This window comes from Niallia endozanthoxylica, assembly GCF_008710145.1.
Lineage (GTDB): Bacteria > Bacillota > Bacilli > Bacillales > Cytobacillaceae > Bacillus_BD > Bacillus_BD endozanthoxylica.
Genome location: NZ_VYKL01000009.1, coordinates 1 through 26760 on the forward strand (window position 1 = coordinate 1; position 26760 = coordinate 26760).

Consider the following 26760-nt stretch of genomic DNA (forward strand, 5'->3'; position numbering starts at 1 on the left):
AAGAAACCCCCTCCTCAAACCGAATGGTTAGGTGGGGGAGGTTCATTATTAAGGAATACAGTTTTCTTTTCTTTTGATGAATAGATTTCTTTACCTTCCGATATTACTTTACCTTATTCCCTTTCATTTTTAGAAGTGCAAATTGAACTTATCTTTTTCTATGAAGATGGTCAACTGCTGTTAACTCTCTTTTGTTATATTTGAACTTTTGTGTTTTATGTTTCCAGTTCACTGCTGTCTTATAGTAATATAATATTTAAAATAGAAATGGTTATAATCTATAAGTAGAATAAATATATGAAATGGATTTAATTTACAGGATACTTAAAAATCAAACTCGAAATATGGAGATGTTGATAGTAAGTATTGGTCAATTGGGAAAAGGAGCTATACATGAAGAATAATGTTAGTCGCAGTAAGAAAGTCTCATTCATAATATCAATTATATATATTTTATCTAGTATTTTTTGGGTTTGGACAACTGAGTGGATATTAACAAGGTTAAATATACATGAAGTTTTTTGGATAAGTATTGGAAAAGGATGTCTTTTTATTCTTGCAACAGGATTTTTATTATATAAATTTATTCATAAAAATATGAAAGATATTGAAAACAGGGAGAAGCAGTTAAATAGCCTTGTTGAAAATAATATGGATGCACTCATACGTTTAGATTTAAATGGCCATTTTATATCAGCTAATCGTGTAACTGGGAAAATAACGGGATATAGTGAAGAAGAGCTGACAAACATGTCTATTAAAGATCTTATAAGCAAAGAAGATTTGGATAAAGTTCAAAAGCACTTTTTAGAAATAGGAAAAGGGAAGTCTTCCATCGTAGAGTGCAGGTGTATGATTAAAAGTGGAGATTGCATACAAATAAGTATGAAAAGTGTACCAATCGTGATAGATGATAAAATAGTAGGGATTTTCGTCATTGTGAGAGATATTACAGAATTAAAAGATAAAGAGGAACTCATAAGGAGATCTGAAAAGCTTTCGATTGTTGGTGAATTAGCGGCTGCTGTAGCACATGAAGTTCGAAATCCCCTAACATCTATAAAAGGCTTTCTACAATTACTACAATATAAGGATTCAAAAGATGAAGAGAAACAATATTATAACATCATGTTATCTGAAATTGAGCGTATCAATTTAATTGTTAGTGAATTCATGGTACTTTCCAAGCCCCAAGCGATTACCTATCAAAATGAAAATATCACTTCTTTATTAAAAGATGTCCTTACTTTGCTTGAGACAATCGCCATTGTTAAAAATATAGAGGTCACAAAAGAGTTTGAATCGGATATGATTTTGGTTAAATGTGAAGGAAATCAAATAAAGCAGGTATTTATAAATGTTTTTAAAAATGCTATAGAGGCTGTTCCAGATAAAGGAAAAATTCATATTGAGGTTTCACAATGGAAAAAAGAGAGCGTGCGTATTCGTTTTATTGATAATGGGCAAGGTATTCCAAATGACTTATTATCTAGGTTAGGTGAACCCTTTTATACAACAAAAGAAAAAGGAACCGGTTTGGGTTTAATGGTCAGTTATAAGATTATCGAAGATCATCGGGGAAGTATCAATATAAAAAGTGAGATGAATAAGGGAACAACAGTTGATATTATACTTCCGGTTTCCATAGATGAATAAACTTTCTCAAATTAGCTCTAGAATACTATCTAAATCGAGAGATGCGGAAAAAGCCAGTTTGGGAGTTAAAAAAAGTCAACTAGAAAATAGAGTGAATGACTCCTCACTATTTTCTTTCATGACACTTAACAAATCATTATTAATGTATAAATTTAACTTGATGTAGGACAGATTTTACTTATGGTAAATCTGTCCTTTTTTTGATTAATATACATAGGAATGGTCGACCGACATACTTTCACTTTGCTGTTATTTGTACGAAATTTTACAAAACAACTGGCTTTATATGATGGACCGACTTTTATAAAGGTGAACAAGTTACAACAACTACTATTCTCTTCTCCATACCCGCTTGGCCGCGCATATGGTGTTATTGTTCAACAGTTAAAAGACCCAGTGTATGAAAAATTGCTCATTCGAGGTGAAGAGGATGATTGATTACTTTACATTTGATGTGATGTTCTTTAATGACGTTATTGCTTCCGTCCATTTAAAGCCGGAAAATGGTGGATTACCTTATGTGAGGAACTATATAACGGGGTTTAATAAACAATTTTCACCTGATATGGAGGGCGAAATTTCATTAGAAGAACAGGAATAATGGTTAAAATGGTGTACGTTTCCGCCAGCTCGTGCCAATGCCGATGAATTACTCGAAGCTCTTGGCCTGAATACATATCACCGGTGGGGGATTGTCCGTAAAACTCCTGGTGTCATGGCTGAGGATGAAATTTTGATTCGATTTCAAGGGGAAACCCTAAAACATCAGGATGTATCTTTAAGAAGAGGCCGTTATTATCGAGGAAAAGTTAAGTAAGATAAATGGATTGCACATTCAAATTAGATGTACAGTCTATTTATCTTTACCTGGCAGAAGACTCCCACTTCAAGGAATGCAAATGGGCAGTTTAGTTGAACAAGGATTGGTAAATGCGGACGAACAATTATCGATAATTAATCAATGGTGAGTGTTTATAGAAGGTATGGAGTGATTGTACTGTTAAATACCCACGTTATAAGGAACGTCAGCACGGAAAACCCCAAAATGGACATTCCCATTGTAACGAAATACTTACGTGAAATATTCATACGTCCACTTACTCGATAGGAACAGAACCCAATTGTTGCCCCCATTGTATTGACAACAATATCAGTTAAATCAAAGCTGCCTAAATAAGTGACCATTTGTAAAATTTCCAAGCATAGAATAAAAAACACAAACAAGACAATAAACCGAAAGTATGATTTTATCTGTTTTTCAAACACCATCGGAACAAGTATTCCAAACGGAATAAATGCTAAAAGGTTACCAAGAGCAAATATCCATAGTTTCATAGTATCTATTGAAAAATGGTTAGGCAGCCACAAAGGAATACTAGTAAATTCTAATGAATACCGAAATTCTTGCACCTCTACAAGCCGTTGGGGACGACCAAATCCGAAAAACATGAAGTATACCATTAGGGCTATATACAAGCCAAAGAGTATAAAAAGATAGGTATAATTATTTTTTTTTGTTGTCAAATGAAACATCACCTTCAAAGCATAGAAATCCAAATTTATCTAATGCACTTTATATGAACAATTCAAAGCATATTATACAATACTAAATTAGTATTCACATCAATTTTAAGCAAAGCCTAAGGGGTACAGCATTGAAGAAAATGTTTTTATCACTATTATTAATCATTACGATTTTACCAGCCTGTCATTCATCAACACTAAGTTTTAGTGAAAGTGCACATTTTTTGGGGGGATAAACTCTATTTTTTATCTGTAATGGCAAAGGCTTTTAAACTGTAAATGCTAACTTTTCAAGATATAATAACTGCAGGAGGTTGATAACATGAAAGCCATTCAAGTTACACAGTTTGGTGGACCTGAAAAATTAGTATATACAGATGTTGAGGATGTAGTAGCAGGCAAGGGAGAGGTATGTGTTCGTTTATACGCAGCGGGTGTTAATCCGGCTGATGTCTATGCATTGACGGGTACATATTCGACAATCCCTCAGCTGCCTTATACCCCAGGGGTAGACGGTGCAGGGATAGTGGAAGCGATTGGAGAAGAAGTCTCAAATGTACGTGTTGGTGATCGAGTATTTATTGCGACTTTAAATGGAAGTTATAGTACGGGCACATTTGCTCAAAAAGTAGTATGTGATAAAACGAACGTTTATCCATTACCAGACCATGTATCTTTTGAACAAGGTGCGGCATTAGGAATACCGGCATTGACTGCCTATCGTGCATTATTTCAACGTGCAAACTTGAAGCCTAGTCAAATCGTTCTTGTTCATGGAGCGAGTGGTGGGGTTGGATTACAGGCTGTACAAATGGCAAAAGCCCATGGTGCTAAAGTAATTGGAACAGCAAGTAAGCCAGAGGGTAAAAAACTGGTTGAGCAAGCTGGCGCAGATGTTGTCATTGATCATGTAAAAGAAGCAACGATTAAAGATGTGCTAGCCTTAACAGAGGGCAATGGACCTGATGTAATTATTGAGTTTCTAGCAAATGTTAATTTAGAAACAGATTTAAAGCTGATTTCACCATTTGGCAAAATTGTCATTGTTGGAAATCGTGGTTCAATAGAAATAAATCCACGACTTGCTATGCAAAAGGAATGTGATATTTTAGGAACAGCCCTTTTCAACTCACGACAAGATGAATATGAACAAAGCATTCACGGTGTAATTGATATGCTAACAAGTGGTGCGCTTCGTCCGATTATTGGTACAACTTTGTCATTACAGAAAGCGTCGCAGGGCTTTGAAATGCTAGCAAAAGGTATTGGAAATGGTAAAATTGTTTTAAGTATTGACTAATTATTCTATATAATTAAAAACGCTTATTCTATATCTTTTAGTATAAGGAAATCATTTTTAAGGATTGTGAAAGTGGCACCTAAAGTAACACGGTCTTATAGCACAATCACTAAATTACACTTTTGAAGCTCTGAAGTAAAAATTGAAACAGAGAAGCAGATTCAGGAGACACCCCTGAGAGCCTAAGAAATTCGTTCTAAGGCTCTCAGGTTGGTGAATGCGAAGGGCCATTGTGAATGGATACAAACATACTACACGGTCTGGTCTCCCGTGAAATTTGTGGTTTGCAATATCATCACCAACAATGAATAATTTTTCGCTTCAATTTGAATTTATCTCACTTCTACGGAGTAATGCGGGATTGGTCCAAAATGCTAAGATTCATGGAAATCTATCTTTTTTTTGCATTAAAATCAACGATACCGCTCTTCCTTAAATGGATTCGCCGTCATAGAATAGCCCAATTCCTCCCAAAATCCTGCTTCATCTTCCCTCATAAATTGAATGCCAGTAGCCCATTTCGATCCCTTCCATAGGTAAAAAGAAGCAGGGGGGATAAACCTTAATGGATAGCCATGCTTTGGTGTAATCTCCGACCATTGTTCCTGATTTACATCCTTATAGCGATAGACGAACAACGCATCATCCCCCATTAAATCCTTCAAAGGTAAATTTGCTGAGTAACCAAATGGGTCCCCATTATAGTAGCCGAATATTTTCACATAATGGACGTCTGGATGCAGCCTTACTGTGTTTACTAACTCTCGCAACGTAATCCCTTCAAACGCCATTCCAAATTTGGACCATGTTGTCACACAATGCATGTCAATCGTAGAAATCGTTTTTGGTAAATCCATCATTTCAGAGTAAGTGTATGTTTTCTCTTCTTCTACTTCGCCAAACAGTTTAAATCTCCATGTTTCTTCGTTAAACAAATATACTTCCCCTTGATGTAGAACAGGCCATTTCTCTGTTTCGAATTGTCCTGGAGGTAATTTTGCCATGGTTTTTTTCCTTTCTATGTAAAAAATAGTGTTTGCATGCTTATTTTAGTAAAAATGATACCGATTACAGGATTCTTTCGCAACTAATTGAAATGCTATTAGTGTGGTAGATAATGGGGAAGGAGTCTGAATCAAAACAACAGTAGCCATTAGGCAGTCTAAATCGAGCAACAAATGCTGTTTTCCAAAGGCAGCATGCGAACGCCCGCCTTCAACGAAATCATCTTAATTTAAATCATCTTTTCTTCCTGTTATGATAAAAACAAATGATGATGGAATAACCTTTTGTAGGGGATCGCATCAATACTATATTAATCAAACACATCCAAGCTGCATCCAGCTAGTAAATTAATAAAGAAAGAAGTGGATATCCCATGCCAATAACTAGACCGACAAAATCCATCAACGAAATACCCTTTTCCGTCCTTGACCTTGCACCCATTGTGCAAGGGGGGACGCCTAGCCAGTCCTTCCAACATTCGATTGAGCTAGCCCAGTTAACGGAAAAACTAGGCTTTAAACGGTACTGGTTAGCGGAGCACCATAATATGCCTGGCATAGCAAGCTCTGCAACATCCTTAGTAATTGGTCATGTAGCGGCACATACTTCTACTATTCGTGTAGGATCCGGTGGAATCATGCTTCCCAATCATTCACCACTGGTTATCGCGGAGCAATTTGGAACACTCGAAGCGATGTTTCCAGGCCGAATTGATTTAGGATTAGGGCGTGCACCGGGAACGGATCAACGAACAGCCCATGCTCTTCGTGGGGCAAACTACACCAATGGTGCTGATTTCCCAGAACAATTAGAACAACTGCAAGCCTATTTTCAAGGTTCGGAAGCGGTACGAGCCATCCCTGGTGAAGGGGCAAATATCCCTATTTGGTTGTTAGGTTCTAGTGGGTTTAGTGCCCGATTATCGGCACAACTCGGGATGCCGTTTGCTTTTGCCAGTCATTTTTCACCTGAAAACACACTGCCAGCCCTGAAATTGTATTACGAGAACTTCCAACCGTCGGATGATTATAATGAGCCTTACGCAATGGTAGCAGTAAACGTCATCGCGGCAGATACGGACGAGGAAGCAGAATTTCTTGCCACTTCCATCAAACAAAGTTTCCTAAACATGATGAGGAACACACCATCACAGTTACAACCACCAGTAAAAAATTTAGATGAGCTCATGAGCCCATATGAAAAGGCCATTTTAGAAAAACAATTAGGCTCCACAATCATCGGAAATCCTATCAATGTAAAGAAAAAGCTGCAATCCTTCTTAGAGGAGACGAAGGCAGATGAGATCATGGTGAGCACAATGGTCTATGACCATAACGCCCGACTCTACTCCCATCAACTCGTGGCAGAAATAATTGGGTTAATGGAAGAAGAGTAAATAAAAAAAGCATTCTGGTTGTGTACATTGTGTACTGTTCCCTGAATGCTTTTTTCCTTTTTTTATTTAGAATGTATTTCCTGTACGCGTCCGACCCGTCCATCTGTTAGCCTGACTTTGATACCGTGGGGGATGGGTGACCGATTTGGTGAGAATATCTTTCACTATGCCCCTAGTGAGCTTTCCTGTTTTTTGATCCGCTTTTAAAACAATATCAACTTCCAAACCGGGTAAAATATCTTTCCGATTTTGTCCGTTCATTAGACACCCATTTTTCTGCGGGTATTGCTTGTTTTTTTCGTTTGCTGGCTTTTCATTTTTTTTGTTGAAAGATCAGTACTCACCTTTCCTTTACCAGAGTTCTGGTTCTTTTTGTTTTCAAGCTGCTGCTTTATTGCATCTTGCAGGCTGATTTTCTTTTTTGGTGCTTGTGATTGATTATTCTCAGTCATAGGAAATTCCTCCTTTTGAATAGGATAGTTAGTCCAGTATAATCGATTTTCACTTATTTGTGAAAGACTAACGAAGGTGATATGGGTAAAAAATTATGTTTTTTTACGTTAAGTAATGTAAATCATTAACGTGCCTAAGTAGGAAATAATTGAAAAAATAGCATGAAAATCCTTATTAAGTCATTCAGAAGCTATTTTCTTATTTAAATTGGACAGGTTGGTGCAATAAACAAAATTGCTTTTGTTATAATAAAAGCAAAATCTTAACTATTTATTAGGAGATACAATGTTTAAAAAAATGAAGGCTTGGGCGAAAAATTTAAAACGACAGATATTTATTCTTTATTATGCTTGTAAAGACCACCGAGTCCCTTGGTATGCAAAAGTATTTACTGCTTGTATTGTCGCTTATGCGTTCAGTCCGATTGACCTAATACCAGATTTCATACCCGTTCTTGGCTATTTAGATGACGTAATTCTCCTTCCGTTAGGGATCATGTTGGCATTAAAGATGGTACCAAAACACGTATTATCTGACTGTGAAATAAAGGCAGAAGAACTGATGAGAAATGGTAAACCGAAGAATTGGATAGGCGGTTCAATAATCCTATTGATTTGGGTCGTAATTACGGTATGGGCTGTTACGAAAATTTATCCACTTTTCAGCTAAACGGGGGCTTTTCCTAAGTAAGCAAAAGCGTCCTTTTGTTGTGTGACAAGGATTTTCTCCGTTCAATCATTTGTCATTGTCTGCGATTCTTAACTATCCCGATATAAAAAAAAACTTTCCGTGAACATAATAGAATCTGGAATAATGGATTGAAACAGTAGGAGAGTGAAAGAATCATGTGATGATTAGAGCATAGAAAAGTACCAGTTAGATAAACAAATAGAGACGTTATCCTGCGTAGTAGTACAACTTAGGATCATATGTTAGAATATTATCAAAATAAAGTAATTAAAGAGGGTTTTAAGGGTGTTAAAACAGGATGCTTCGATTGTTATTCAAGCAAAAGAACGTTGTAAAGAGTACGGTCTTGATCCAAGTAGTTTACCAACATTTTCTCAATGCTTATCTTCTGATGCTTATGCTAAAAAAATCAAGACATACTCTGACATATTAGATATGGTAAAATTTTTTATGAATAAATTTCTTTCCTCATTTGAGGGTGTACCGTTTCTTGTAGTCGTAACAGATGACGAGGGACATATTTTAAGATTTGAAGGTGATTCGACCGTTTTAGACACTGTGAATCAGTTAGGCATTAAAGAAGGCGTTCGTTATATTGAGAAAGATATGGGGGTAAACGCTGTATCGTTAGCCCTTCGATATGATCGGCCGATTCAATTGGCAGGAGAAGACCATTACTGCCAAGTTTATCAAAATACGGCTTGTTATAGTGTACCATTTCGATATAAAGGTAATAACAAACCTCTAGGTACGATTTCGTTATTAACTCATATCCCATATGATAATCCATTGTTATTAATGCTATTACATACCGTCGTTGATTCTATCGAACGAGAGCTTCTTGTTCAGGAAAAAAATAAGAAGCTTTTTATTTTGAATCAGGGACTACTTCAAACAAGCTATCAAGCAGTTATTGTTACAGATGCTCAAGGGGATATTATCGATTGTAATGAAAATGGAAAACAACTAGTAAAGTTAATGTCTTCAAAAAGAAGTGATGGCAATCTTTCTAGTATTTTTTATGCAGAAAAGATAGGTTCCTATTTTTCGAATGTACATTCAGACAAACAAGAGATAACAGGAATTGAAGTATCCATAGATATAGACGGTACTCTTCATTATTTTCTTCTAGATGTAATCCCTATTTTTGATGATGGACATTCGCTCATTTACATTGTAGGAAGTCTTCGCGATATAAGTGAAATGAAAAGTGCGGAAGCTTACTTACGCAATTCTGAAAAGCTTTCTGTAGTCGGGCAGATGGCTGCAGGTGTGGCTCATGAAATCCGCAATCCATTAACAACCGTTAAGGGATTGCTTCAGCTTTCAAAAGATCAATTCCAGTCTGAACATTACAATCTTATCATGTCTGAAATTGACCGAATGAACTTTATTGTAAGTGAGCTTTTGGTTTTGGGAAAACCTCAGGCTGTTCATTATAGTGAGGTAGAGTTTATTTCCATATTGGATGATGTCTTGAAATTATTTGAAGGTCAAGCTGTAATGAATGGCATTACTATTACGAGAGATATCAAGAGTAGCGGCCGTATTTATTGCGACCCAAATCAAATTAAACAAGTATTTATCAATATTCTTAAAAATGCCGCAGAAGCCATGCCATATGGAGGAAAGATTCACATCATAGTGGATAGGGAGGGGTCGGAGCAGCTGATTCGCTTTGTAGATAATGGAGAAGGTATACCTGAAGATGTGTTGAACAAAATAGGACAGCCTTTTTGTACGACGAAAAAGGATGGAAATGGTTTAGGTATTATGATGACAAAAAAAATGATTGATTCCCATAATGGGAAAATTCAATTTAACAGTCAAGTTCAATCAGGTACAACAGTAGATATTCACCTTCCCTTACCTCATTTGTGATGTATCGAATCCCCATTTTACCTATGACAAAGGTCATTCAACTTTATTTTTAGTAAAAGTAAGATGGAAAAGAATGGTGCTAAAATGATTGAGTACTCGCCTTTCATCACGTTCTTCAAGTAAACGGGCACGAAGAGGCAAAAAAATGGGCTGCGTGGCAGTCTATTTTTTTGCCTCTAATCCAGTTTAGGGCAGGTTACGTGAATAAGGATAGTGGTAATTGAATGGGGGAAGATACCTTAAATATAATGTAGGGATGATAAGAATGAATAAAAGGCTCTCTCTTTTATTGCTGGTATTTATTATCTTCATTTGTTGGGCAGATACTGATACAGTTTGTGCAAATGAAAACGATAAGCCCCCATCTTACGAAGAGTTTTTTCCTGAAATAGGATATAAAACGGCTGAAGAGGCAATAGAGGAATTTGAACAACATGTTAAACAAGATTTGAAATTGCCGCTTAGACTACCACCGATAGCATTTACTCATTCTTTCGGACGATTTAATGATTTAGACGGCGACATAAATGATTCTCTAGATATAGAGTTTATAAATGAACAATCACCAGAAAATCATTATAAAATCGATATACGTCACTTGAAAAATAAAGTAACAATAAGAGACAAAGGCAATCAGCAAATGTATACTCTTAAAAATGGACAGAAAGCCATCTTTATTATTGAACGAAACTCTAATATCCTTGTGTTTGAAAAAGATTATTGGCAATATATGCTTGGAATTGATAAACGGATAGCAAATAAAGTGACACCAGAAATATTAGTTGAAATCGCTAATTCAATCGATTATTGAATTTTGGGTGGGGGAAAGAATTTAGAGCTAAGTAAGTATCCGGTAATAATAAAAATGAATAAATAATTTTGATAAACTAAAAATCAGTTTCTCCAAAATGTAAACAAAAGTTGATATTAAATTTATCTTCAATTAGTAAGATTATATTTGAAAGAGACTAAAGGAGGTTTACATTTTTGAGAAAACTGTTATTTTCAATTACAGATTGGGTTTCAACAAAACGAGGAATGTGGATGACGATTATCGCTTGGCTAGTCCTGATGGTCGGATTAAGTGCGGGACCAAGGCTTGGTGATTATAAAATAAGTAATTTTCAATCGCTTCCAGATGAAGCACAATCGATAATAGCTGAGAAAAAGACAGAAGAGATATTTCCAAATGAGCAAGGGACACCAGGAATTCTTGTATTCCATAATGAAAATGGCAACATCAATACCGATGAGGTCACACAAATACTAAATGGAATAGTAGAAGAAGATATTAAAGGAATTGAGACGATCCTTGATATAAGCGCACTTCCACCTCAAGCGTTAACGGGATTTATCTCTGACGATGGTACAACCATGATTGTGCCGATGGAATTAGAGCAGGGGCTTGGTAATAGTGAATTTGCCAAAATAAACGACAAGGCTTCTGAGATAGGCAATAAGATTGCGGATCAGTTTGAAAATATGTCCTTTTATATCACCGGTCCAGCTGGAATTGCTGGGGACACACTCAAGTTATTTGAGCAAGCAGACGTGGTGTTATTACTTGCAACGATAGGTATTATTTTAGTATTACTTATTGCGATTTACCGCTCACCGTTACTTGCATTCATCCCTCTACTTGCAACAGGGATTGTCTATCAGGTTGTGAATCAAAGTGTTGCATTACTAGGGGCGGGCGGGTTAGAAATCAATAACTCAACAACCTCCATTATGAGTATTTTGCTTTTTGCTGCAGTGATTGATTATTCACTATTTGTCTTCTCCCGTTACCGTGAGGAGCTTAACAAGGTTGAAAGCAAATATGAAGCAATGAAACTTGCAATGCGTGCAACAGGGGAACCTGTATTTTTTGCTGGAGGCACGGTGTTAGCGGCGATGTTAGTCTTATTCTTCGCTAATTTCCGTGATTATCAAAACTTTGCTCCAATTTTCGGTCTTGCCATGTTCTTCATCATGTTAGCATCGATTACATTGGTTCCTGCTTTATTTACACTCTTTGGTCGAAAAGCGTTTTGGCCGAAAGTTCCAAAGTATGGCCAAGGAAAAGAAATAAAACACGGAATTTGGGGACCTATTGCGAAGTTTGTTGTGAACAAGCCTGGTATTTCCGGAGGGATTGTTGGTATTTTCCTTTTCATTACTGCTTTAAATGTGTTTAATCTTGATTTTGAATTTGATACTGTCAAAAAGTTTCCTGAGGATTTACCGTCTCGAGTTGGTTATGAAATTGTAGAGGCAAGATATGACAAAGGGGAACTAGCACCTGCAACATTGTTAATCGAGAGTGATAAAGCTTTAGTAGAAAAAGACGTAACTGCTATTACCGGAAAACTAAAAGAATATAATGAAATTGCATCTGTACGATTGACTGCTCAATCTGAAGACTCTAAGGCTATAAAGCTTAGTGTTGTGTTAGCAATGAATCCATATTCTACGGAAGCTATGGATATGATTCATGATTTACGTGAAGAATCACCAAACCTATTAAAGGACGCTTCTATATCCGGCGAAGCATACTTTAGCGGAGTGACTGCAAAGCTAGTAGATGAACGAGATGTGAATACGAAGGATATTTTTACCATTGTGGCACTTGAAACATTACTAATTCTAATTCTTTTATTCGCCCTAACTCGTTCCATTAAAATGCCTATTTATATGATGGCGACCATTTTACTTTCCTATGTATCTGCTTTGGGTCTTGGCATTTTTCTAGTTGATTTCTTGTTTGGTTATGAAGCATTAAGTACTCGTGTACCTGTCTACGCTTTCATCTTCTTAGTGGCTTTAGGGATTGATTATAATATTATCCTTGCCTCTAGATTCATCGAAGAGCGGAAGACGCACCGAGTTAAAGATGCTCTTGAAATGGCAATCCGGAATACTGGTGGTGTTATTTCATCGGCGGGTATCATTCTAGCGGCAACTTTTGCAGCGTTGACTACGATGCCAATTGCTGACCTTTTCGTATTTGGTTTTATGGTTGCAATTGGAATCTTAATTGATACTTTCCTAGTTCGGGGAATGCTTCTGCCAGCTTTGATCCTACTATTTGAAAAAGACAAGCAAGTCTCCCGTAATGGACAGTAAAAATGGATACAAAGGACTTCCTTTCCTTTGTATTCTCCCTTTTAGGAGGTTCCTATAATGAAGATTCTTGTTGTAGATGATGATGTCTATATTCAACAGCTTGTATCTATCCACTTAAGCCGAGAAGGCTATCAAGTATATAGAGCGAATCATGCTGAAGAAGCCTTGGATATGTTGGAAGAAAAAGCAGTTGATTTAGCAATTGTAGACGTCATGATGCCAGGAATGGATGGGTTTGAATTGACAAGGATATTATCAACTGACTACAATCTCCCTGTTATCCTGCTGACTGCCAAAGGGCAGATTGGTGATAAAGAACAAGGCTTCTTAGCTGGTTCAGAGGACTATATCGTGAAGCCATTTGAGGTAAAGGAACTTCTATTTCGTGTTGCCGTAGTGTTAAGGCGCGTCGAACGTGCCATGGAAACGGTCATAAAAGTAGGAAATCTTACGATTGATCGGAAAAACTTTGAATTAATGATCAATCAAGAAACAGTCCTTCCACCACTAAAGGAATTTGAATTACTAAGTTTATTAGCTTCACGCGCAAATAAGATTATACCTAGAACTTTTTTAGTTGAACAAGTATGGGGAGTTGATTATGAAGGCGGAGAACAAACTCTTAATACTCATATAAACCGTATCAGAGATCGTTTAAAAAAATACGATGCATCGGTGGAAATTCAAACGGTTCGAGGGATTGGCTATAAGCTTGAGGTAACCAAATGAGAACTTTATATCAAAAATTCATTGTTGCAACGCTATTGATTTTAATAGTAAGTGTTACGATTGGGATGATATTAGCTAATTTTATTTACATGTCTTCTACCAAACAGAAGATGGATCAGCAAAATGTAGAAATCGCCCAAACCATTACATTAAACCTCGAGAATATGCATTCGGATCATTCTTCCTTAGAACCTTTCTTAGAATCGATTGGAAATCTTGGGTATCAAATATATGTGGTAAACGAATCCGGGGAAGATGCTTATTTTGGCAAGCCTTTTACAAAGAAAGAACTTCCTAAAGAAGCCAAGAAGGTAGTCTTGGAAAAAGAAATCTACCACGGTATGAGCCACTTTTCCAATAAGTTTTTAATGATGGGACATTTCTCAAATGATGTCAAGAATACGGTAGGTGTACCATTCACCATGGGCGGGGAGGAATATGGTTTATTCCTGCGTCCCAATAATAAACTGCTCTTTTCTGATATTCATATGATTTTAGCATGGTTCTTTGTAGCGGTTACAGTTGTTAGCATTAGTGGGGTAATCCTGTTTGCAAAGCATCTCATTCAGCCGATTACAAAGTTAACGGAAGCTACTAGAGAAATTACACGTGAGAACTTTCTTTATCCATTAAAGATTGATCGGAATGATGAGCTTGGACAATTATCAGAAAGCTTTAACAATATGCAGAAGCAGTTACAGCATAATGATGAAGCTCGAAAATCCTTTATCAATAATGTGTCACATGACTTTCAATCTCCCCTAATGAATATTCAGGGATATGCGGAGCTTCTACTGTCACAAAATGTAAATGAACATGAATTAAAAGAGTATCTACAGGTTATTGATCATGAATCAAAGAGACTTTCCAATCTAACTAAGCAACTATTGTTATTAACTTCCCTTGATCAGAAAGCGTATCCGATGATGATATCAGAGGTCCAATTGGATGAACAAATAAAACAAACCATTCGTAGGTATCAATGGCGACTACAGGAAAAGGAAATTGAAGTTTCTTATAAACTATCACTTATTCGGATGAAGGTTGATGTCGAACTAATAAGCAACGTCTGGGACAACTTGATAACGAATGCGATAAAATATAATGCTCATGGAGGGAATATTTGGATAAGTTTATCTAAAAGTGAAGCCTTCATCACGATTATTGTGAAAGATTCCGGAATCGGGATGTCTAAGAAAGACGTGACCCAAATTTTCGACCGTTTTTACCGTGTAGATTCATCTAGAAAAAGTGACGGTACAGGGCTAGGCTTATCAATTGTTAAACAGATTATTGACCTGCATGGAGGGGAAATAAAGGTTGATAGTGAGGTTGGAGTGGGAACAACCTTCACAATCATACTTCCAAATAAAGAAAGAAAATTGGAGGAATAAATAGATGGAACAAACTTGGAGTCTAAGGCTCATTCGTTTTTCAGCGATATTCGGAATAATCGGTACTTTTATTGGTTCTCAAATGTCAGGAAATATGGATTATTCATTGAGACCCATTCATGCTCATATTCTATTAGTAGGATGGCTATCGGTATTCGCTTGGGGAATTTTTTATAAGGTATATAAGATTAAATACAAAAGACTTGTAGCTATTCACAGTATATTAGGAATGCTGGGTGCTGCAGGATTGACTGTAGGAATGTGGATGTACAATCTGAATCCATTAAATCTGGATGAAACCTTTGTAATGGTGTTCTTTATCGTGGGTGGAAGCTTACTTTTACTAGCTTTCTTATTATTCGTACTTATCACCTTTCTAGTTGAAAAAAAGGAAAATTAAAATTTAAATGGTATTGCAACATTTTTATTTACATTAGTCCAAAATGTCGATTGGATAAGATTTACAGATTTTCCGAACGAGAAAGCCCATGCAGGTCACAGACCGTCTTTAGACATGGGATGATAGTGAGGTCAAATACGGAGTACCACTCTGAACTGAAAGGTTTGTGGTGCTTCAAGTATTTGAACGTTCCACTATCTATTTTTTTATATACTTGTTGTAGTTATATTGATAGACTGATACAATATAAGTATGGAAGAATATAGAAGAACAAAGACAACCGTATCATTCATTAACTATCACTTTGTGTTTTGCCCTCGATATAGAAGGAAGATATTTCTTGATGCCAAAGTAGAACAAAGATTCAAAGAAATGGTACACGAAATAGGCGAATCGCTAAAAATACAAATAATTGCTTTAGAGTGTGATAAAGATCATGTACACATGTTTCTAAATGCATTGCCAACATTCAGCCCAGCGGATATTATGGCAAAGATAAAGGGGATCACATCTAAACAATTGCGCGAAGAATTTCCGCACCTTCGTCACTTGCCAAGTTTGTGGACACGTTCTTATTTTGTTTCGACTGCTGGAAATGTATCAAGTCAAACGATCAAAAAATATGTTGAACAACAAAAAACAAGGGGATGACTGTACATCACATATAAACTTATATGAAGGGAGGTGAAAGAATGAAAACGTTTCATAAGGGGTATAAATTCAGATTGTATCCTACCTCAGAACAAGCCACTCTTATTAATAAGACCATTGGTTCTTGTCGTTATGTGTTCAATTGGGCTTTAGGCAAACAAAACGATAAAAACATGTATTGGTACATCACAGAAGAAATGGTTCAAAACGGACAATTAAGCGAAAATAACTGGAAATCGGAATACTTTCGTTCTTTCAACGTACAAAAGGAACTCACTTCTTTAAAGAAAGAATGGGCTTGGTTAAAAGAAGTGGATTCTACTGCTTTGCAAAATAGCCTTCAAGACTTGGGAACAGCCTTTTCTAGTTATTATAAGAAACAGAAAGGAAAACCTCGTTTTAAGAGTAAGAAAAACGAAATTCAATCGTATACATCCAAATGCAATAATGGCAAATCAGGTTCTACTATTCGTGTGAGAAACAATCATTTTATACAACTCCCCAAATTAGGATTAGTTAGATTTGCAAAAAGTAAAGAGGTGAAGGGTAAAATCCTTTCAGCCACCATTAGAAGAACGCCTTCAGGTAAGTATTTTGTTTCCCTTTTGACTGAACAAGAAACGGAGTACGCCCAATCTTCTTTCTTTGAAATCGGAATCGATGTGGGATTAAAAGAATTTGCCACTCTTTCAGATGGGACAAAAATTGAAAATCCAAAGTGGTTTCGAAAAATGGAAGAAAAATTAACAAAAGCTCAACGGATACTTTCTCGAAGAAAATATGGAAGTTCAAATTGGTATAAACAAAAGAAAAAAGTGGCTAGAATCCATGAAAAGATTGTGAATCAACGAAATGATTTTTTGCACAAAGTTTCGACTTCGCTCGTGAACGAAAACCAAGTCATTTGCATCGAAAACTTGCGTGTGAAAAATATGTTAAAGAATGGAAAACTTGCGAAAGCGATTTCTGAAGTATCTTGGTCGGAATTTCGCCGAATGTTAGAATATAAATGTAAATGGCATGGAAAAGAACTAGTCGTTGTAGGAGCTCATTTTCCAAGCTCTCAATTGTGCTCAAATTGTGGAGAAAAAAATAAAAAAGTAAAGGATTTATCTATTCGGGAATGGACGTGTTCATGCGGTGCTGTCCACGACAGAGATGAAAACGCTGCGAAGAACATACTCCAAGAAGGGAAACGTCTTCTAACCGTCGGGCAGACGGGGATAGCCTAATGAGGTTCACTAGAGATTAGAACTTCTTTGCGGACCAAAAGTTCGCAAGACATAGGAAAACTCATAGCAAATAGACAGGGTGAAAGAAACGTCTATTTAACGGGCTTTGGGGTGGGAATCCCACTGCTTTAGCTGTGGGAGCAGTCAATTCCAATATTGGTGAATATACAATGACGAGAGAAAATCTACAAGAATGGTATGGTAAAGACTTAAGTGAAGTCCAAAACAAGGATGAACTAAGAGAACGTCTACAAGAATATTTAGAAGACGAAAACAAAGTTAATCAGTTATTAAACTAACTTCGAAGGTGATTGATAGGTGAAGTGATATGATACTTATGTCGTAACAATGAGCTTCAATCATACCATGCGTCCATAATCATTTAGTCGTGACTGATTATTTCTTGAATCCATTGTTGAAAAAAACTGAGGAGTAGTGTTATGGGGTTAACTAAATGAAACAGATAGTTAAGGAAATTATGACTCCAAGTAAAGTGTATAAAGCTGAAATTATGAAGCGAAGTGATGGATTATTTGAATACTGTATCTGCACTTGGACTAGGGAAGAAGTACCTGAGTATGCATATATGTCAGAATGGTATGGGGATCCTCTCACAAAAATACTCTCACTTATTGATACAGAAAATCATGCTATCAAACTAGCTCTTGAGGACCTATACCTTTATTCAGGTGAAAAATTAGAATGAAAGTACGAAGTTATTACACGACGGGGTATGATACTTCAAAAACAAAGGATCTTTATTATCTTCAACAACGGGGGCTTTGCTATAATAACTAGCTAAGCCTTTTTCGTTTCATAAATTTTTACCAATTATTTTGAGAATACGTAGAAATTAGTTACTTGATGACCTGCATTATACTTCAACCTCGTTCTTCGTCACTGCATTTTCCTGACTACACCGGTTACATGTAAACCAATTCGAAATAGATCCCAATCCTAAAAACCTCCTGTGAAATTAGATTGTACTGATCTCTAGCTTATATTTATCAGCAGATCTTTCAGTATTGATTGACATTCTCCATAACGATGTGAAGAATAGATTAAAGTTCGAAATTTTTCCATTGAACAAATCATATAGGTATCTTTTCGTCATATTTCCACTTTTCATGTAAAACCATTAAACATAAAAAGGGTGTCCCAAAATAATAACTTTTGGGACACCCTTTTTTGTAACTCGAGAAGTTTCTGAAAATCAGCAAAATAGGCTTTGATATCAGTAGCGATACCCACCTATTGTACATAGTTTGTTGGGGAGGATTCGAAATGATTATAGTCACCTATAGTTAAAGTATTTTTGTCATCCTTCGTTTTTTTTCAATGGAATCTGCCCTTAGTTAAATTATTTAGGAGGTTAAATAAATGTATGATTTTCAAAATGAACTTCAAGCGTTAAATCTCGGTGATTTCCAAGCTTCCCAACCAGTGCCGTACGATCCAAACCAACTTTATGATGATCAGGACCGTATATTCCTAGGTGTGGGTGGTTTTGGCCGTTGTTCTAGTTGCTTTAGCAGCTGTTTTAATTGCTTTAATTGTTTCAATTGTTTCAGTTGCTTTAACTGTTTTCATTGCGGTGGGCATCGATGCGGCGGTCATCATTGCGGAGGCGGACATCGTTGCGGAGGAAGATAGGTTTCGCTTTATAAACGGAAAACCAGTTGCTTATAGAGAAGAGCCCTTGCAATCGTCGCAGGGGCTCTTCTCTATAAGTTGAACATAAGGGACAAATTGCCGTACATAGGATAATAGTGATGATAATGAGTGATGAGGACTTAAGGAGGAACGAAAGTGACAAATTTAACCCCTTCTGCGCGTCTGAAAGTAAAAAGGGACACGTTTTTTCTCCCATACCCAAACAGCGGTGTGTTTTTTCGGAACAATGTAAGCTCCTTCCGTATGGAAGGCAGTATGATCGATAAGTGGGTTGAACAGTTAATGCCGATGTTTAATGGCCAGCACACCTTGGAGTATTTGACAACCGGATTACCGGGTCCATACAGGGACAGAGTGTTTGAAATTGCTGAAACACTGGTCAGCAACGGATTTGCTCGCGATGTAAGCCAAGACCGTCCGCATCAATTGACGGAACAGGTCCTTAAAAAACATGCTTCTCAAATCGAATTTGTCGATAACTTAATAGATTCAGGAGCGTTCCGTTTTCAATGCTATCGACAGTCGAAAGTGTTGGCTGTAGGATCAGGGCCATTTTTTATTTCGTTGATTTCTTCGTTACTTACTTCCGGACATCCCAAGTTCAAAATCCTCATAATGGATACGGATCAGACCAATAGACGACGGTTGAACGAACTGGTGGCTCGTGCCCGTAAATCAGATGATGAAGTGGAGATAGAAGAGATTACCCAAAACAAGGAGAAAGATTGGCAGGAAGTGATGAAACCGTTTGATTACATTTTGTATGTTTCAGAAAAGGCTGATGTAGAGGAACTGCGACTTCTACATAAGGTTAGCAGGGATGAGAAGAAGGTGTTTCTCCCTGCTATTTGCTTGGAACAGGTCGGGTTAGCTGGACCGTTTGTGCATCCAAATTCAGAGGGGTGTTGGGAGTCTGCATGGCGCCGTCTTCACCAAACATCCCTCACCAAAGACCAGCCATTTTCCGCATATTCTTCAACAGCAACAGCAGGACCCATGCTTGCCAATGTGATTGTATTTGAGTTGTATAAGCATGTGACAGGTGTGTCTGAAAAGGAACAGAAAGAACGATTCTTTCTCCTAGATTTAGAAACACTTGAAGGTAACTGGCATCCGTTCATGCCTCATCCACTAGTAACTGGACATCATTCTGTTAGATTAGTAGAGGATATCGATGTAAGACTGGAACAGAGAACAGAGAATCGTGATCTGAGTCCATTACTGGTTCACTTTAATCAGCTGACATCCAAGGTATCAGGGATTTTTCACAAATGGGAGGAAGGGGATTTAAAGCAGTTGCCATTATCACAGTGCTCCGTTCAGGCAGCCAATCCATTAGCAGAGGGACCTGCTGACCTATTGCAGGAGAGGGTGTGTTCAGCACTGACACATCAGGAAGCGCGAATAGAAGCAGGGCTGATCGGAATAGAAGTGTATGTCTCAAGAATGGCTGACATCTTTGACCTGCCTCCACAAGTGAAAGTAGCTGCAGGTGTTAGGTTAGCGGAAGGGGTTTGCCGGGGGCTGCAGAAATGTTTGGAAGAGGAGTTAATCAGACAAAGCCGTGAGCCGAGTTATTCCGTTTCTATAGTGAAGTTGAGGAAGGTAGAGGATCAACGCTGCCGTTTTTATCTGCAGTCCCTAACGACTATGCAAGGTGTACCGACCATTGCTATAGGTGAGAATGTGTCGGGATTTCCGGCTGTGTGGGTTGGCACAGGAGACGGATGGTGTGGCAGTGTAGATATCAATAGAACTCTGGCACTGCGAAACGCGCTGCAGCAGGCTATTAGAAAAGGCCAAAACCATGGAGAATCGGAAACAGCGCAATCATTGGAAGTTCCCTCATTATTTTTGGATGAAAAAGAACCGCAAAGCATAGAAATTCCTGCGTGTGAAGACAGGATTCAGTCCGGGGACCTCCAGGAAGCGATTACAGTCCTTGAACGGAACAGAAAGCAGCTTCAGGTGTATGAACTAGAAGTGGAACCTTTTCTTAAACAGGAATTGGCAGGGGTATTCGGGGTATTGGTTCAAGAGGAGGGATTCAAGTGAGTACGGTTGTGTTAGTGGTCGGAGAAGGCATATTGTCAGACCTCATATGTGAAGAAATGTCCTCTCAATACCTAGTGGTTCGTAAATCTAATTTCGAAAGCATCCTACCAGCCACCATCGATTTGGCCTTGGTTCTGCAGGATGTCTGGAATCCCTCTGTTTATCAACAAGCAGAACAGCTGTTTCGTCGTATCAACACTCCATGGCTGCGAGGTTTTGTTTCTTTTGGAGAAGGAATCATAGGTCCTCTGGTTCGGCCTGGTACCCCGGGCTGCACTCAATGTGTGGAGACAAGACGTCTTTTGACAGGAAATGACCGTAGAGACATGAGGGAGATGCAGAGACGGTTGGAGTTAAATGGGGGAATGCACCAGGAAGCTTGGGCATCACGCACGGGACTCCAACAGTTGGCTCACATAATCGGAGCTGAGGTAAAAAGAATTATACAAGGAGAAGAGGCAGTCTCCGAAGGAAAAGTCTGTTTTCTGAATCTGAAAACCTTGAATAGTTCATGGCATACGTTCCTGCCTGTCCCTTTGTGTACTGTTTGCAGTTCAATACCAGACGATTCACGCGAAATGGCAAGGATTTCCTTGAGAAATACTCCGAAGTTTAACCGTGACCATTTCCGCACCCGTTCGTTAGATAGTCTGAGTACAGTTTTAGTGAAAGACTATCTGGATCCGCGTACAGGGCTTTTAAATGAAAAAATCGTCAACCTTGTTCATACATTTGCGGATGTAGGTGTTAATCTGCCTTTGTTCGAGGGAGATGAGGGAACAGCGGGCCGGACCAACTCCTTCGCGGTAAGTGAGTTAACAGCGATATTGGAAGGATTGGAGCGGTACTGTGGACTTCAGCCCCGTGGTAAACGGACCGTGGTCCATGATAGTTATAACCGGTTGAGAAATCAGGCACTCCATCCAATTGAAGTAGGTGTGCACGAAAAAGAACAGTACCAAAGATCTGATTTTCCATTTGAAGAATTTGATCCCGATCGCCCGATCAATTGGGTATGGGGATATTCATTTTTGCAGGAGCGTCCGATCCTAGTCCCTGAGTTGCTGGCCTATTACAGTTTGGGCTGCGGATCGCGAGGGTTCGTCTATGAGACTTCCAACGGATGCGCGTTAGGAGGTAGTTTAGAAGAAGCAATTTTCTATGGTATTTTGGAAGTGGTGGAGCGTGATTCATTTTTAATGACTTGGTACGCGCAGCTTCCATTGCCGCGTCTTGATCCATACTCCACGGCAGATCAAGAGCTTCTGTTAATGATTGACCGGATGCAAACGGTTGGGGGATACGATTTACATTTATATAACTCGACCATGGAGAACGGAATCCCCAGTATTTTAGCAATCGCGAAAAATAGAAAGCAAACAGGTTTGAATCTGATTTGTGCAGCTGGAGCTCATTTGGACCCAGTACGGGCTGTAAAAACCGCGGTTCACGAGTTAGCTGGGATGATGCTGTCATTGGATGAGAAATTGGAGAAGAACAAGTCGGAATATGTGCGTATGTTACATGACTCAACCTTGGTCAGACAGATGGATGATCATGGTATGTTGTATGGATTACCGGAGGCCGAAGAGCGCCTAAAGTTTTTGCTAGAGGATAATCGCCCATTAAGAACCTTTGATGAGGAATATGGTTCTAGACGTAAGCATTTAGATCTGACCGATGATTTATTGGAACTTCTTCAAGAATTTCGCCGTTTAAACCTCGATGTGATTGTGGTGGACCAGTCGACACCGGAAACGCTTCGAAACGGATTATATTGTGTGAAAGTGCTGATTCCTGGAATGCTTCCAATGACATTCGGACAGCATCTCACACGAATAACCGGACTCGAGAGGGTGTTAAGGGTCCCAATGGAATTGGGATATACAACGGAACCGCTGACGATCAAACAGCTTAATCCCCATCCGCATCCGTTTCCATAAGCAGTCATTAGGAGGCGATTGTTATGAATCTAGATGAGTTTCTGCACCATTTACATTTCGATATCGAGAAGGCAAGCATCCCGAATTGGGAAGTGGATTGGGAGGATGGACCCCTTGCCTATAAATTATATCGCGGTTTGCCTGTCGTACCATTACCTCTGGACGTACCGTTGACACTTGAAGGTTCTAAACATCCCTTAAAGCCTAATGTTCGTGAAATCGGTTATTTTCTTTGGTATGTCTACGGGCTCACTCAATTTAGTCAATCTGTTTTTTCATCGAGTGCTGGAGAGAACAACACAGACATGATGCAATCGTTCAGAAGATTTGCTCCTTCGGGTGGCGGGTTGTATCCAAACGAATTATACGTCTATCTGAAAATAGATGATTTGCTCCCCGGGCTGTACCATTACGATGTGGCACACCACCGCTTGGTCTTGCTGCGAGAAGGCAATTTCGATTCATATATTGCCCGGGCTCTTGGTCATCGCTGTGACGTATCTTCTTGTTTTGGTACAGTTTTTGTGTCGACGATGTTTTGGAAAAACTTTTTCAAATACAATAACTTTGCCTACCGGCTGCAGGGGTTGGATGCGGGTGTATTGATAGGGCAGCTATTGGAAGTAGCTAAACGGTTTAGCTGGGAATCGGGGGTGTACTTTCAATATCTTGATCAGGCCGTCAATCATTTGCTAGGTTTATCGGAAGAAGAGGAAAGCGTTTATGCGGTTATCCCGTTATCGGTAGAATCGACCATTTGGACAGCGCACGGAAGCGAAAGGGAAAGAATGGTTTTCTCAGAAGAGCTGATCCGGGAATTACAAGCGATTCAGCCTGAACACTATGTCCGCTCTAAGAAGGTCAAAGAATCTCCTATGTTAACCAAGTTAAATCAAGCAGCCATGCAACATTCTCCTTCTTCGTTTGTCTTAGTCAAGGAAAAGCGAAAGGTGAAAGCGGAAGGTCAGCTGATAGCTCTGCCAGAAACAGAGCGGATGTCCTATGATTTGGCAACTGCCTGTCGAAATCGATTTTCTCCTAGCCTGGATTTCGTGTGGGGAAAAGTCAGTCAACAGAAATTAGCTTATCTCTTGCAGGAGGCGACGGACTCTTTCTCGTATCGAAATGATTTGGAAGCTGTGCATCATAATCATGAGCTGCGCGTCACTCTAAGTGTTTTTATGTATAATGTGGAAGGGATTCAAAATGGTGCCTATCACTATGAACGTCATGTTCATGCACTAAGACAGATTGAACCCGGGGATTACCGACTCCTGCTCCAATCCGGGATGTCAATGGATAATGTTAATTTGCTGCAAGTCCCACTCTGCTTTCATGTGACAGGAGAGAAGGATTACAATAAAGATGCATTCGGATATAGAGGATATCGTATCCAGCAGATGGAGGCAGGTATGCTCGTGCAACGATTACTTATCGTTGCATCAGCGTTAGGCTTAGGAGGGCACCCGCTCCTCGGATATGATGTGAAATTGTGTGATCACCTGTATAGGTTGGATACTCGAGGGGATACGGCTCTCATCCAAATTCCCATTGGTCCTTATCAACATCGGTCTTGGTTAGTAGGAGGTTTGCATTGCTAAATGCTTGCTTCATGAAAAATGCGTGAATTCACATACGAATTCACGCGTTTATTTTTGTTAATCTTTCAACACTTTCTGCACAGGTTCTGGGGATTATTATCTTGGGGATGAACAGGATGGAAAAAAGTTTGAAACAGAATGGGGGAAAGCTTATATCATTGATACTAATCACGAATAGGCCAGCAGGCTTTGGCACCACATTTCTTCCGTAAGGTGTGAGACTGGAGACGGAATAGTGTTGGTTTTGTCCATAAAAAGGAAAAATTCAATATGCAAAAGCTTTTCCAGAATAAAGCGAGATGAATTCGTTCATTAAAGGCACGATCCAACATGTGGACCGTGTTTTTAATGAGTGATATGGTAAATGCGCATCATTGCTGTCCATCGTTTTCTAAATGGCGGATTCATTCTGCAAGTTCCAAAAATCACGCTTTACTTGTTTAGTAATGAGGAAGCATCAATGAATAATGAAAGAAATAGAAAAGCGGTCATGATACATCCAGCTGCAATAGCTTTTCCTTTTCGTTGAGGGCCTAAAGACTGGAGTACGTGCTTAAAATAAAAATAGGAACCTGCTGAGATTAAGAGAAATTCCACTAGGATGCTTCCACTAATAGAATTCCATAAACCGAAACCTAAAAGCGGTAAGTCGCCTGCATTGCCTGGAAAAATAGGCAAATCGGGGCGATGAACAATCAGATCCAAAATCCAGTGACTAAAAGCTACTGATCCAATAATCACTCCTGATTTTCTGCCCCAAAAACCCCCGGCAAGAAGCCCTGCCAGAATGGAAAAAAACATTGCCCCTAATAGAGAATGAGAGTAGAATGCATAAATCATCATGTTGGCATAACCTCCCTCACCAATTGGCTCCATTGACTCCATTCCAGCCAAATTGAAGGGGATGAACACAATATCTAGCAATTGTGTGCTGACCAACAGGGACCAAAGCGGTAGTTCAGGAGTTTTACTTTTAACTATGGCAGCAACTCCAAAATGTCCAGAGAACATTTCATCATCTCCTAATAGAATAATAATAAAAGTCCGAATCCCTACAATTATATTTAAATGAAATAATCTTTATTTAATAAAATTGTAAATATCATGTAATAACTTGCTGCTGACGCAGGAACATTTATCCCATAAGGCAGCTGAGAAGTAGAAAATCCTCATCTGGATAGCCATAGCTAATCATGAAATAAACAAAGACTTCTTCTTTTTGTAGGAGTGGTCGTCTTGTTGAAGGAAGTGTATCATTTGATAATTGAATCAGGGATTTTCATCATTCCTTCGAATGTGACATGCGATCACTTCATACATATTATCTAAAGGGGACTTAAGTTTATGTCAATCATTTGTACTTCATATTCGTAATAAATCCCAACATTAGAATGAACAAAGAACGAACGGTACCATAACCAATATACCCACCTGCTGCAAAGAAGTTAAGAAGAGATAGATATATTTAACAGGAGGGGCTGCGTGTGAAATTTACGATAGAGTATATACCACTAAGCAAAATCAAACCTGATTTATCACTGAAAATGACGAAGCACTTGAAGAAACTTCAGAGATTAATGTGGGACTGTATGATGTATGTAATGGTTGTAAAAAAAAATCGAAAGGATGGCAGCTATATCATTGTTAGCGGGCAGGACCGATTCGAAAATCTTAAAAAACACACCAAAAATATGTATGCGCCATGCATCGTTGATAAAAGTGATTATATCGGAAGACAATTGTGGTTTCATCGCTTATGGAAGAAACAACCTCTAGATGACTTTCCTTTCATGCCAACCAGTTGGTTAATCGTTCGTTCCTTTTTGAAACAAGAACCTCGTTTTCAAAATCTATCCCGATCCGAACAAATAAGAGTGCTGCGTATAGCGGCATGTTACAAGAAAACCGTGATTTATACAATGAAAAAGAGAGTGGATGATATTCTAAGAAGCAACGAATAATTCTTCCACCCTCAACAAAATCAAAAGCTATCATATGAAATATATTATTCTTACAAAAAGTTCCTGGAGTTTTAAAGGGCCAATGAAACAGAGGGACGCTTCTCACG

General features: G+C 38.4%; 24 protein-coding genes and 1 pseudogene. 20 read left to right on the top strand and 5 right to left on the bottom strand.

What is annotated here, in order from left to right; translation table 11 throughout:
- Positions 1-393 precede the first annotated feature (393 nt).
- Both F4V44_RS03220 and F4V44_RS27755 read left to right on the top strand, forming a co-directional pair.
- Positions 394-1656: an ATP-binding protein gene (locus tag F4V44_RS03220; protein ID WP_150438556.1), complete on the top strand. Its 1263-nt coding sequence runs from the start codon at positions 394-396 to the stop codon at positions 1654-1656.
- Positions 1657-2086: 430 nt separating this feature from the next.
- A complete protein-coding gene (locus F4V44_RS27755) occupies positions 2087-2257 on the top strand; it encodes a hypothetical protein (RefSeq protein WP_223881776.1) in 171 nt (56 codons plus the stop codon).
- Between the two features lie 371 nt (positions 2258-2628).
- Here F4V44_RS27755 and F4V44_RS03230 read toward each other — a convergent pair whose 3' ends face one another.
- A complete protein-coding gene (locus F4V44_RS03230) occupies positions 2629-3180 on the bottom strand; it encodes a VanZ family protein (RefSeq protein WP_223881777.1) in 552 nt (183 codons plus the stop codon).
- 322 nt (positions 3181-3502) lie between these two features.
- Here F4V44_RS03230 and F4V44_RS03235 point away from each other — a divergent pair, with 322 nt between their 5' ends.
- Positions 3503-4480 carry an NADPH:quinone reductase gene (locus F4V44_RS03235; RefSeq protein WP_150438557.1) on the top strand — a complete coding sequence of 326 codons (978 nt, stop codon included), beginning with the start codon at positions 3503-3505 and terminating at the stop codon, positions 4478-4480.
- Between the two features lie 413 nt (positions 4481-4893).
- On the opposite strand, the gene F4V44_RS03240 is transcribed toward F4V44_RS03235, so the two are convergent.
- On the bottom strand, positions 4894-5484 hold the full coding sequence (locus F4V44_RS03240; protein WP_150438558.1) for a molybdopterin-dependent oxidoreductase: 591 nt from the start codon (positions 5482-5484) through the stop codon (positions 4894-4896).
- A 374-nt stretch (positions 5485-5858) separates the two neighbouring features.
- Between F4V44_RS03240 and F4V44_RS03245 the strand changes: the two genes are divergently transcribed.
- On the top strand, positions 5859-6881 hold the full coding sequence (locus F4V44_RS03245; protein WP_150438559.1) for an LLM class flavin-dependent oxidoreductase: 1023 nt from the start codon (positions 5859-5861) through the stop codon (positions 6879-6881).
- A 62-nt stretch (positions 6882-6943) separates the two neighbouring features.
- Here F4V44_RS03245 and F4V44_RS03250 read toward each other — a convergent pair.
- Both F4V44_RS03250 and F4V44_RS03255 read right to left on the bottom strand, forming a co-directional pair.
- Positions 6944-7142, bottom strand: a pseudogene (locus tag F4V44_RS03250) (YwbE family protein).
- Positions 7142-7333, bottom strand: a complete 192-nt coding sequence (locus tag F4V44_RS03255; protein WP_150438560.1) for a hypothetical protein — start codon at positions 7331-7333, stop codon at positions 7142-7144. Before F4V44_RS03255 ends, F4V44_RS03250 begins: the two are co-directional and overlap by 1 nt.
- Positions 7334-7619: 286 nt before the next feature.
- On the opposite strand from F4V44_RS03255, the gene F4V44_RS03260 reads away from it, so the two are divergent.
- The 15 genes from F4V44_RS03260 to F4V44_RS03325 all read left to right on the top strand — a co-directional run bounded on the left by F4V44_RS03260 (position 7620) and on the right by F4V44_RS03325 (position 24692).
- Entirely contained in the window at positions 7620-8003 is a 384-nt protein-coding gene (locus F4V44_RS03260; protein ID WP_150438561.1) for a YkvA family protein, read from the top strand.
- Between the two features lie 306 nt (positions 8004-8309).
- Entirely contained in the window at positions 8310-9905 is a 1596-nt protein-coding gene (locus F4V44_RS03265; RefSeq protein WP_150438562.1) for an ATP-binding protein, read from the top strand.
- A gap of 265 nt (positions 9906-10170) precedes the next feature.
- Entirely contained in the window at positions 10171-10716 is a 546-nt protein-coding gene (locus F4V44_RS03270; RefSeq protein ID WP_223881778.1) for a hypothetical protein, read from the top strand.
- Positions 10717-10892: 176 nt separating this feature from the next.
- Entirely contained in the window at positions 10893-13013 is a 2121-nt protein-coding gene (locus F4V44_RS03275) for an MMPL family transporter (protein ID WP_150438563.1), read from the top strand.
- Positions 13014-13070: 57 nt separating this feature from the next.
- The gene (locus F4V44_RS03280; RefSeq protein WP_150438564.1) at positions 13071-13742 is read left to right on the top strand and encodes a response regulator transcription factor; all 672 of its coding nucleotides are present in this window, start codon (positions 13071-13073) and stop codon (positions 13740-13742) included.
- Positions 13739-15136: an ATP-binding protein gene (locus tag F4V44_RS03285; RefSeq protein WP_150438565.1), complete on the top strand. Its 1398-nt coding sequence runs from the start codon at positions 13739-13741 to the stop codon at positions 15134-15136. The genes F4V44_RS03280 and F4V44_RS03285 overlap by 4 nt, the downstream gene beginning before the upstream one ends.
- Before the next feature lie 4 nt (positions 15137-15140).
- Complete coding sequence (locus tag F4V44_RS03290; RefSeq protein ID WP_150438566.1) at positions 15141-15536, top strand: hypothetical protein; 396 nt, start codon at positions 15141-15143, stop codon at positions 15534-15536.
- A 252-nt stretch (positions 15537-15788) separates the two neighbouring features.
- A complete protein-coding gene (tnpA, locus tag F4V44_RS03295) occupies positions 15789-16187 on the top strand; it encodes an IS200/IS605 family transposase (protein WP_150438567.1) in 399 nt (132 codons plus the stop codon).
- Positions 16188-16228: 41 nt separating this feature from the next.
- Positions 16229-17419 carry an IS200/IS605 family element RNA-guided endonuclease TnpB gene (tnpB, locus tag F4V44_RS03300; RefSeq protein ID WP_150438568.1) on the top strand — a complete coding sequence of 397 codons (1191 nt, stop codon included), beginning with the start codon at positions 16229-16231 and terminating at the stop codon, positions 17417-17419.
- 170 nt (positions 17420-17589) lie between these two features.
- Positions 17590-17718, top strand: a complete 129-nt coding sequence (locus tag F4V44_RS28105; protein ID WP_263406653.1) for a hypothetical protein — start codon at positions 17590-17592, stop codon at positions 17716-17718.
- 155 nt (positions 17719-17873) lie between these two features.
- Positions 17874-18125: a hypothetical protein gene (locus tag F4V44_RS03305; protein ID WP_150438569.1), complete on the top strand. Its 252-nt coding sequence runs from the start codon at positions 17874-17876 to the stop codon at positions 18123-18125.
- Between the two features lie 674 nt (positions 18126-18799).
- Entirely contained in the window at positions 18800-19072 is a 273-nt protein-coding gene (locus F4V44_RS03310; RefSeq protein ID WP_150438570.1) for a heterocycloanthracin/sonorensin family bacteriocin, read from the top strand.
- A 156-nt stretch (positions 19073-19228) separates the two neighbouring features.
- Positions 19229-21148 carry a putative thiazole-containing bacteriocin maturation protein gene (locus F4V44_RS03315; protein ID WP_150438571.1) on the top strand — a complete coding sequence of 640 codons (1920 nt, stop codon included), beginning with the start codon at positions 19229-19231 and terminating at the stop codon, positions 21146-21148.
- Positions 21145-23091, top strand: coding sequence for a TOMM precursor leader peptide-binding protein (locus F4V44_RS03320; protein WP_150438572.1), 1947 nt, complete (start codon positions 21145-21147; stop codon positions 23089-23091). The genes F4V44_RS03315 and F4V44_RS03320 overlap by 4 nt, the downstream gene beginning before the upstream one ends.
- A 23-nt stretch (positions 23092-23114) precedes the next feature.
- On the top strand, positions 23115-24692 hold the full coding sequence (locus tag F4V44_RS03325) for a SagB family peptide dehydrogenase (RefSeq protein ID WP_150438573.1): 1578 nt from the start codon (positions 23115-23117) through the stop codon (positions 24690-24692).
- 432 nt (positions 24693-25124) lie between these two features.
- On the opposite strand, the gene F4V44_RS03330 is transcribed toward F4V44_RS03325, so the two are convergent.
- Positions 25125-25703: a permease gene (locus tag F4V44_RS03330; protein ID WP_150438574.1), complete on the bottom strand. Its 579-nt coding sequence runs from the start codon at positions 25701-25703 to the stop codon at positions 25125-25127.
- Positions 25704-26176: 473 nt separating this feature from the next.
- Here F4V44_RS03330 and F4V44_RS03335 point away from each other — a divergent pair, with 473 nt between their 5' ends.
- Positions 26177-26653, top strand: coding sequence for a hypothetical protein (locus F4V44_RS03335; protein ID WP_150438575.1), 477 nt, complete (start codon positions 26177-26179; stop codon positions 26651-26653).
- The last annotated feature ends 107 nt before the right edge of the window (positions 26654-26760 follow it).

Coding starts and splice junctions, on each gene's coding strand:
- F4V44_RS03220 (WP_150438556.1), top strand. CDS start 394: ATGAAGAATAATGTTAGTCGCAGTAAGAAAGTCTCATTCATAATATCA.
- F4V44_RS27755 (WP_223881776.1), top strand. CDS start 2,087: ATGATTGATTACTTTACATTTGATGTGATGTTCTTTAATGACGTTATT.
- F4V44_RS03235 (WP_150438557.1), top strand. CDS start 3,503: ATGAAAGCCATTCAAGTTACACAGTTTGGTGGACCTGAAAAATTAGTA.
- F4V44_RS03240 (WP_150438558.1), bottom strand. CDS start 5,484: ATGGCAAAATTACCTCCAGGACAATTCGAAACAGAGAAATGGCCTGTT.
- F4V44_RS03245 (WP_150438559.1), top strand. CDS start 5,859: ATGCCAATAACTAGACCGACAAAATCCATCAACGAAATACCCTTTTCC.
- F4V44_RS03255 (WP_150438560.1), bottom strand. CDS start 7,333: ATGACTGAGAATAATCAATCACAAGCACCAAAAAAGAAAATCAGCCTG.
- F4V44_RS03260 (WP_150438561.1), top strand. CDS start 7,620: ATGTTTAAAAAAATGAAGGCTTGGGCGAAAAATTTAAAACGACAGATA.
- F4V44_RS03270 (WP_223881778.1), top strand. CDS start 10,171: ATGAATAAAAGGCTCTCTCTTTTATTGCTGGTATTTATTATCTTCATT.
- F4V44_RS03280 (WP_150438564.1), top strand. CDS start 13,071: ATGAAGATTCTTGTTGTAGATGATGATGTCTATATTCAACAGCTTGTA.
- F4V44_RS03285 (WP_150438565.1), top strand. CDS start 13,739: ATGAGAACTTTATATCAAAAATTCATTGTTGCAACGCTATTGATTTTA.
- F4V44_RS03290 (WP_150438566.1), top strand. CDS start 15,141: ATGGAACAAACTTGGAGTCTAAGGCTCATTCGTTTTTCAGCGATATTC.
- tnpA (WP_150438567.1), top strand. CDS start 15,789: ATGGAAGAATATAGAAGAACAAAGACAACCGTATCATTCATTAACTAT.
- tnpB (WP_150438568.1), top strand. CDS start 16,229: ATGAAAACGTTTCATAAGGGGTATAAATTCAGATTGTATCCTACCTCA.
- F4V44_RS28105 (WP_263406653.1), top strand. CDS start 17,590: ATGACGAGAGAAAATCTACAAGAATGGTATGGTAAAGACTTAAGTGAA.
- F4V44_RS03305 (WP_150438569.1), top strand. CDS start 17,874: ATGAAACAGATAGTTAAGGAAATTATGACTCCAAGTAAAGTGTATAAA.
- F4V44_RS03310 (WP_150438570.1), top strand. CDS start 18,800: ATGTATGATTTTCAAAATGAACTTCAAGCGTTAAATCTCGGTGATTTC.
- F4V44_RS03325 (WP_150438573.1), top strand. CDS start 23,115: ATGAATCTAGATGAGTTTCTGCACCATTTACATTTCGATATCGAGAAG.
- F4V44_RS03330 (WP_150438574.1), bottom strand. CDS start 25,703: ATGTTCTCTGGACATTTTGGAGTTGCTGCCATAGTTAAAAGTAAAACT.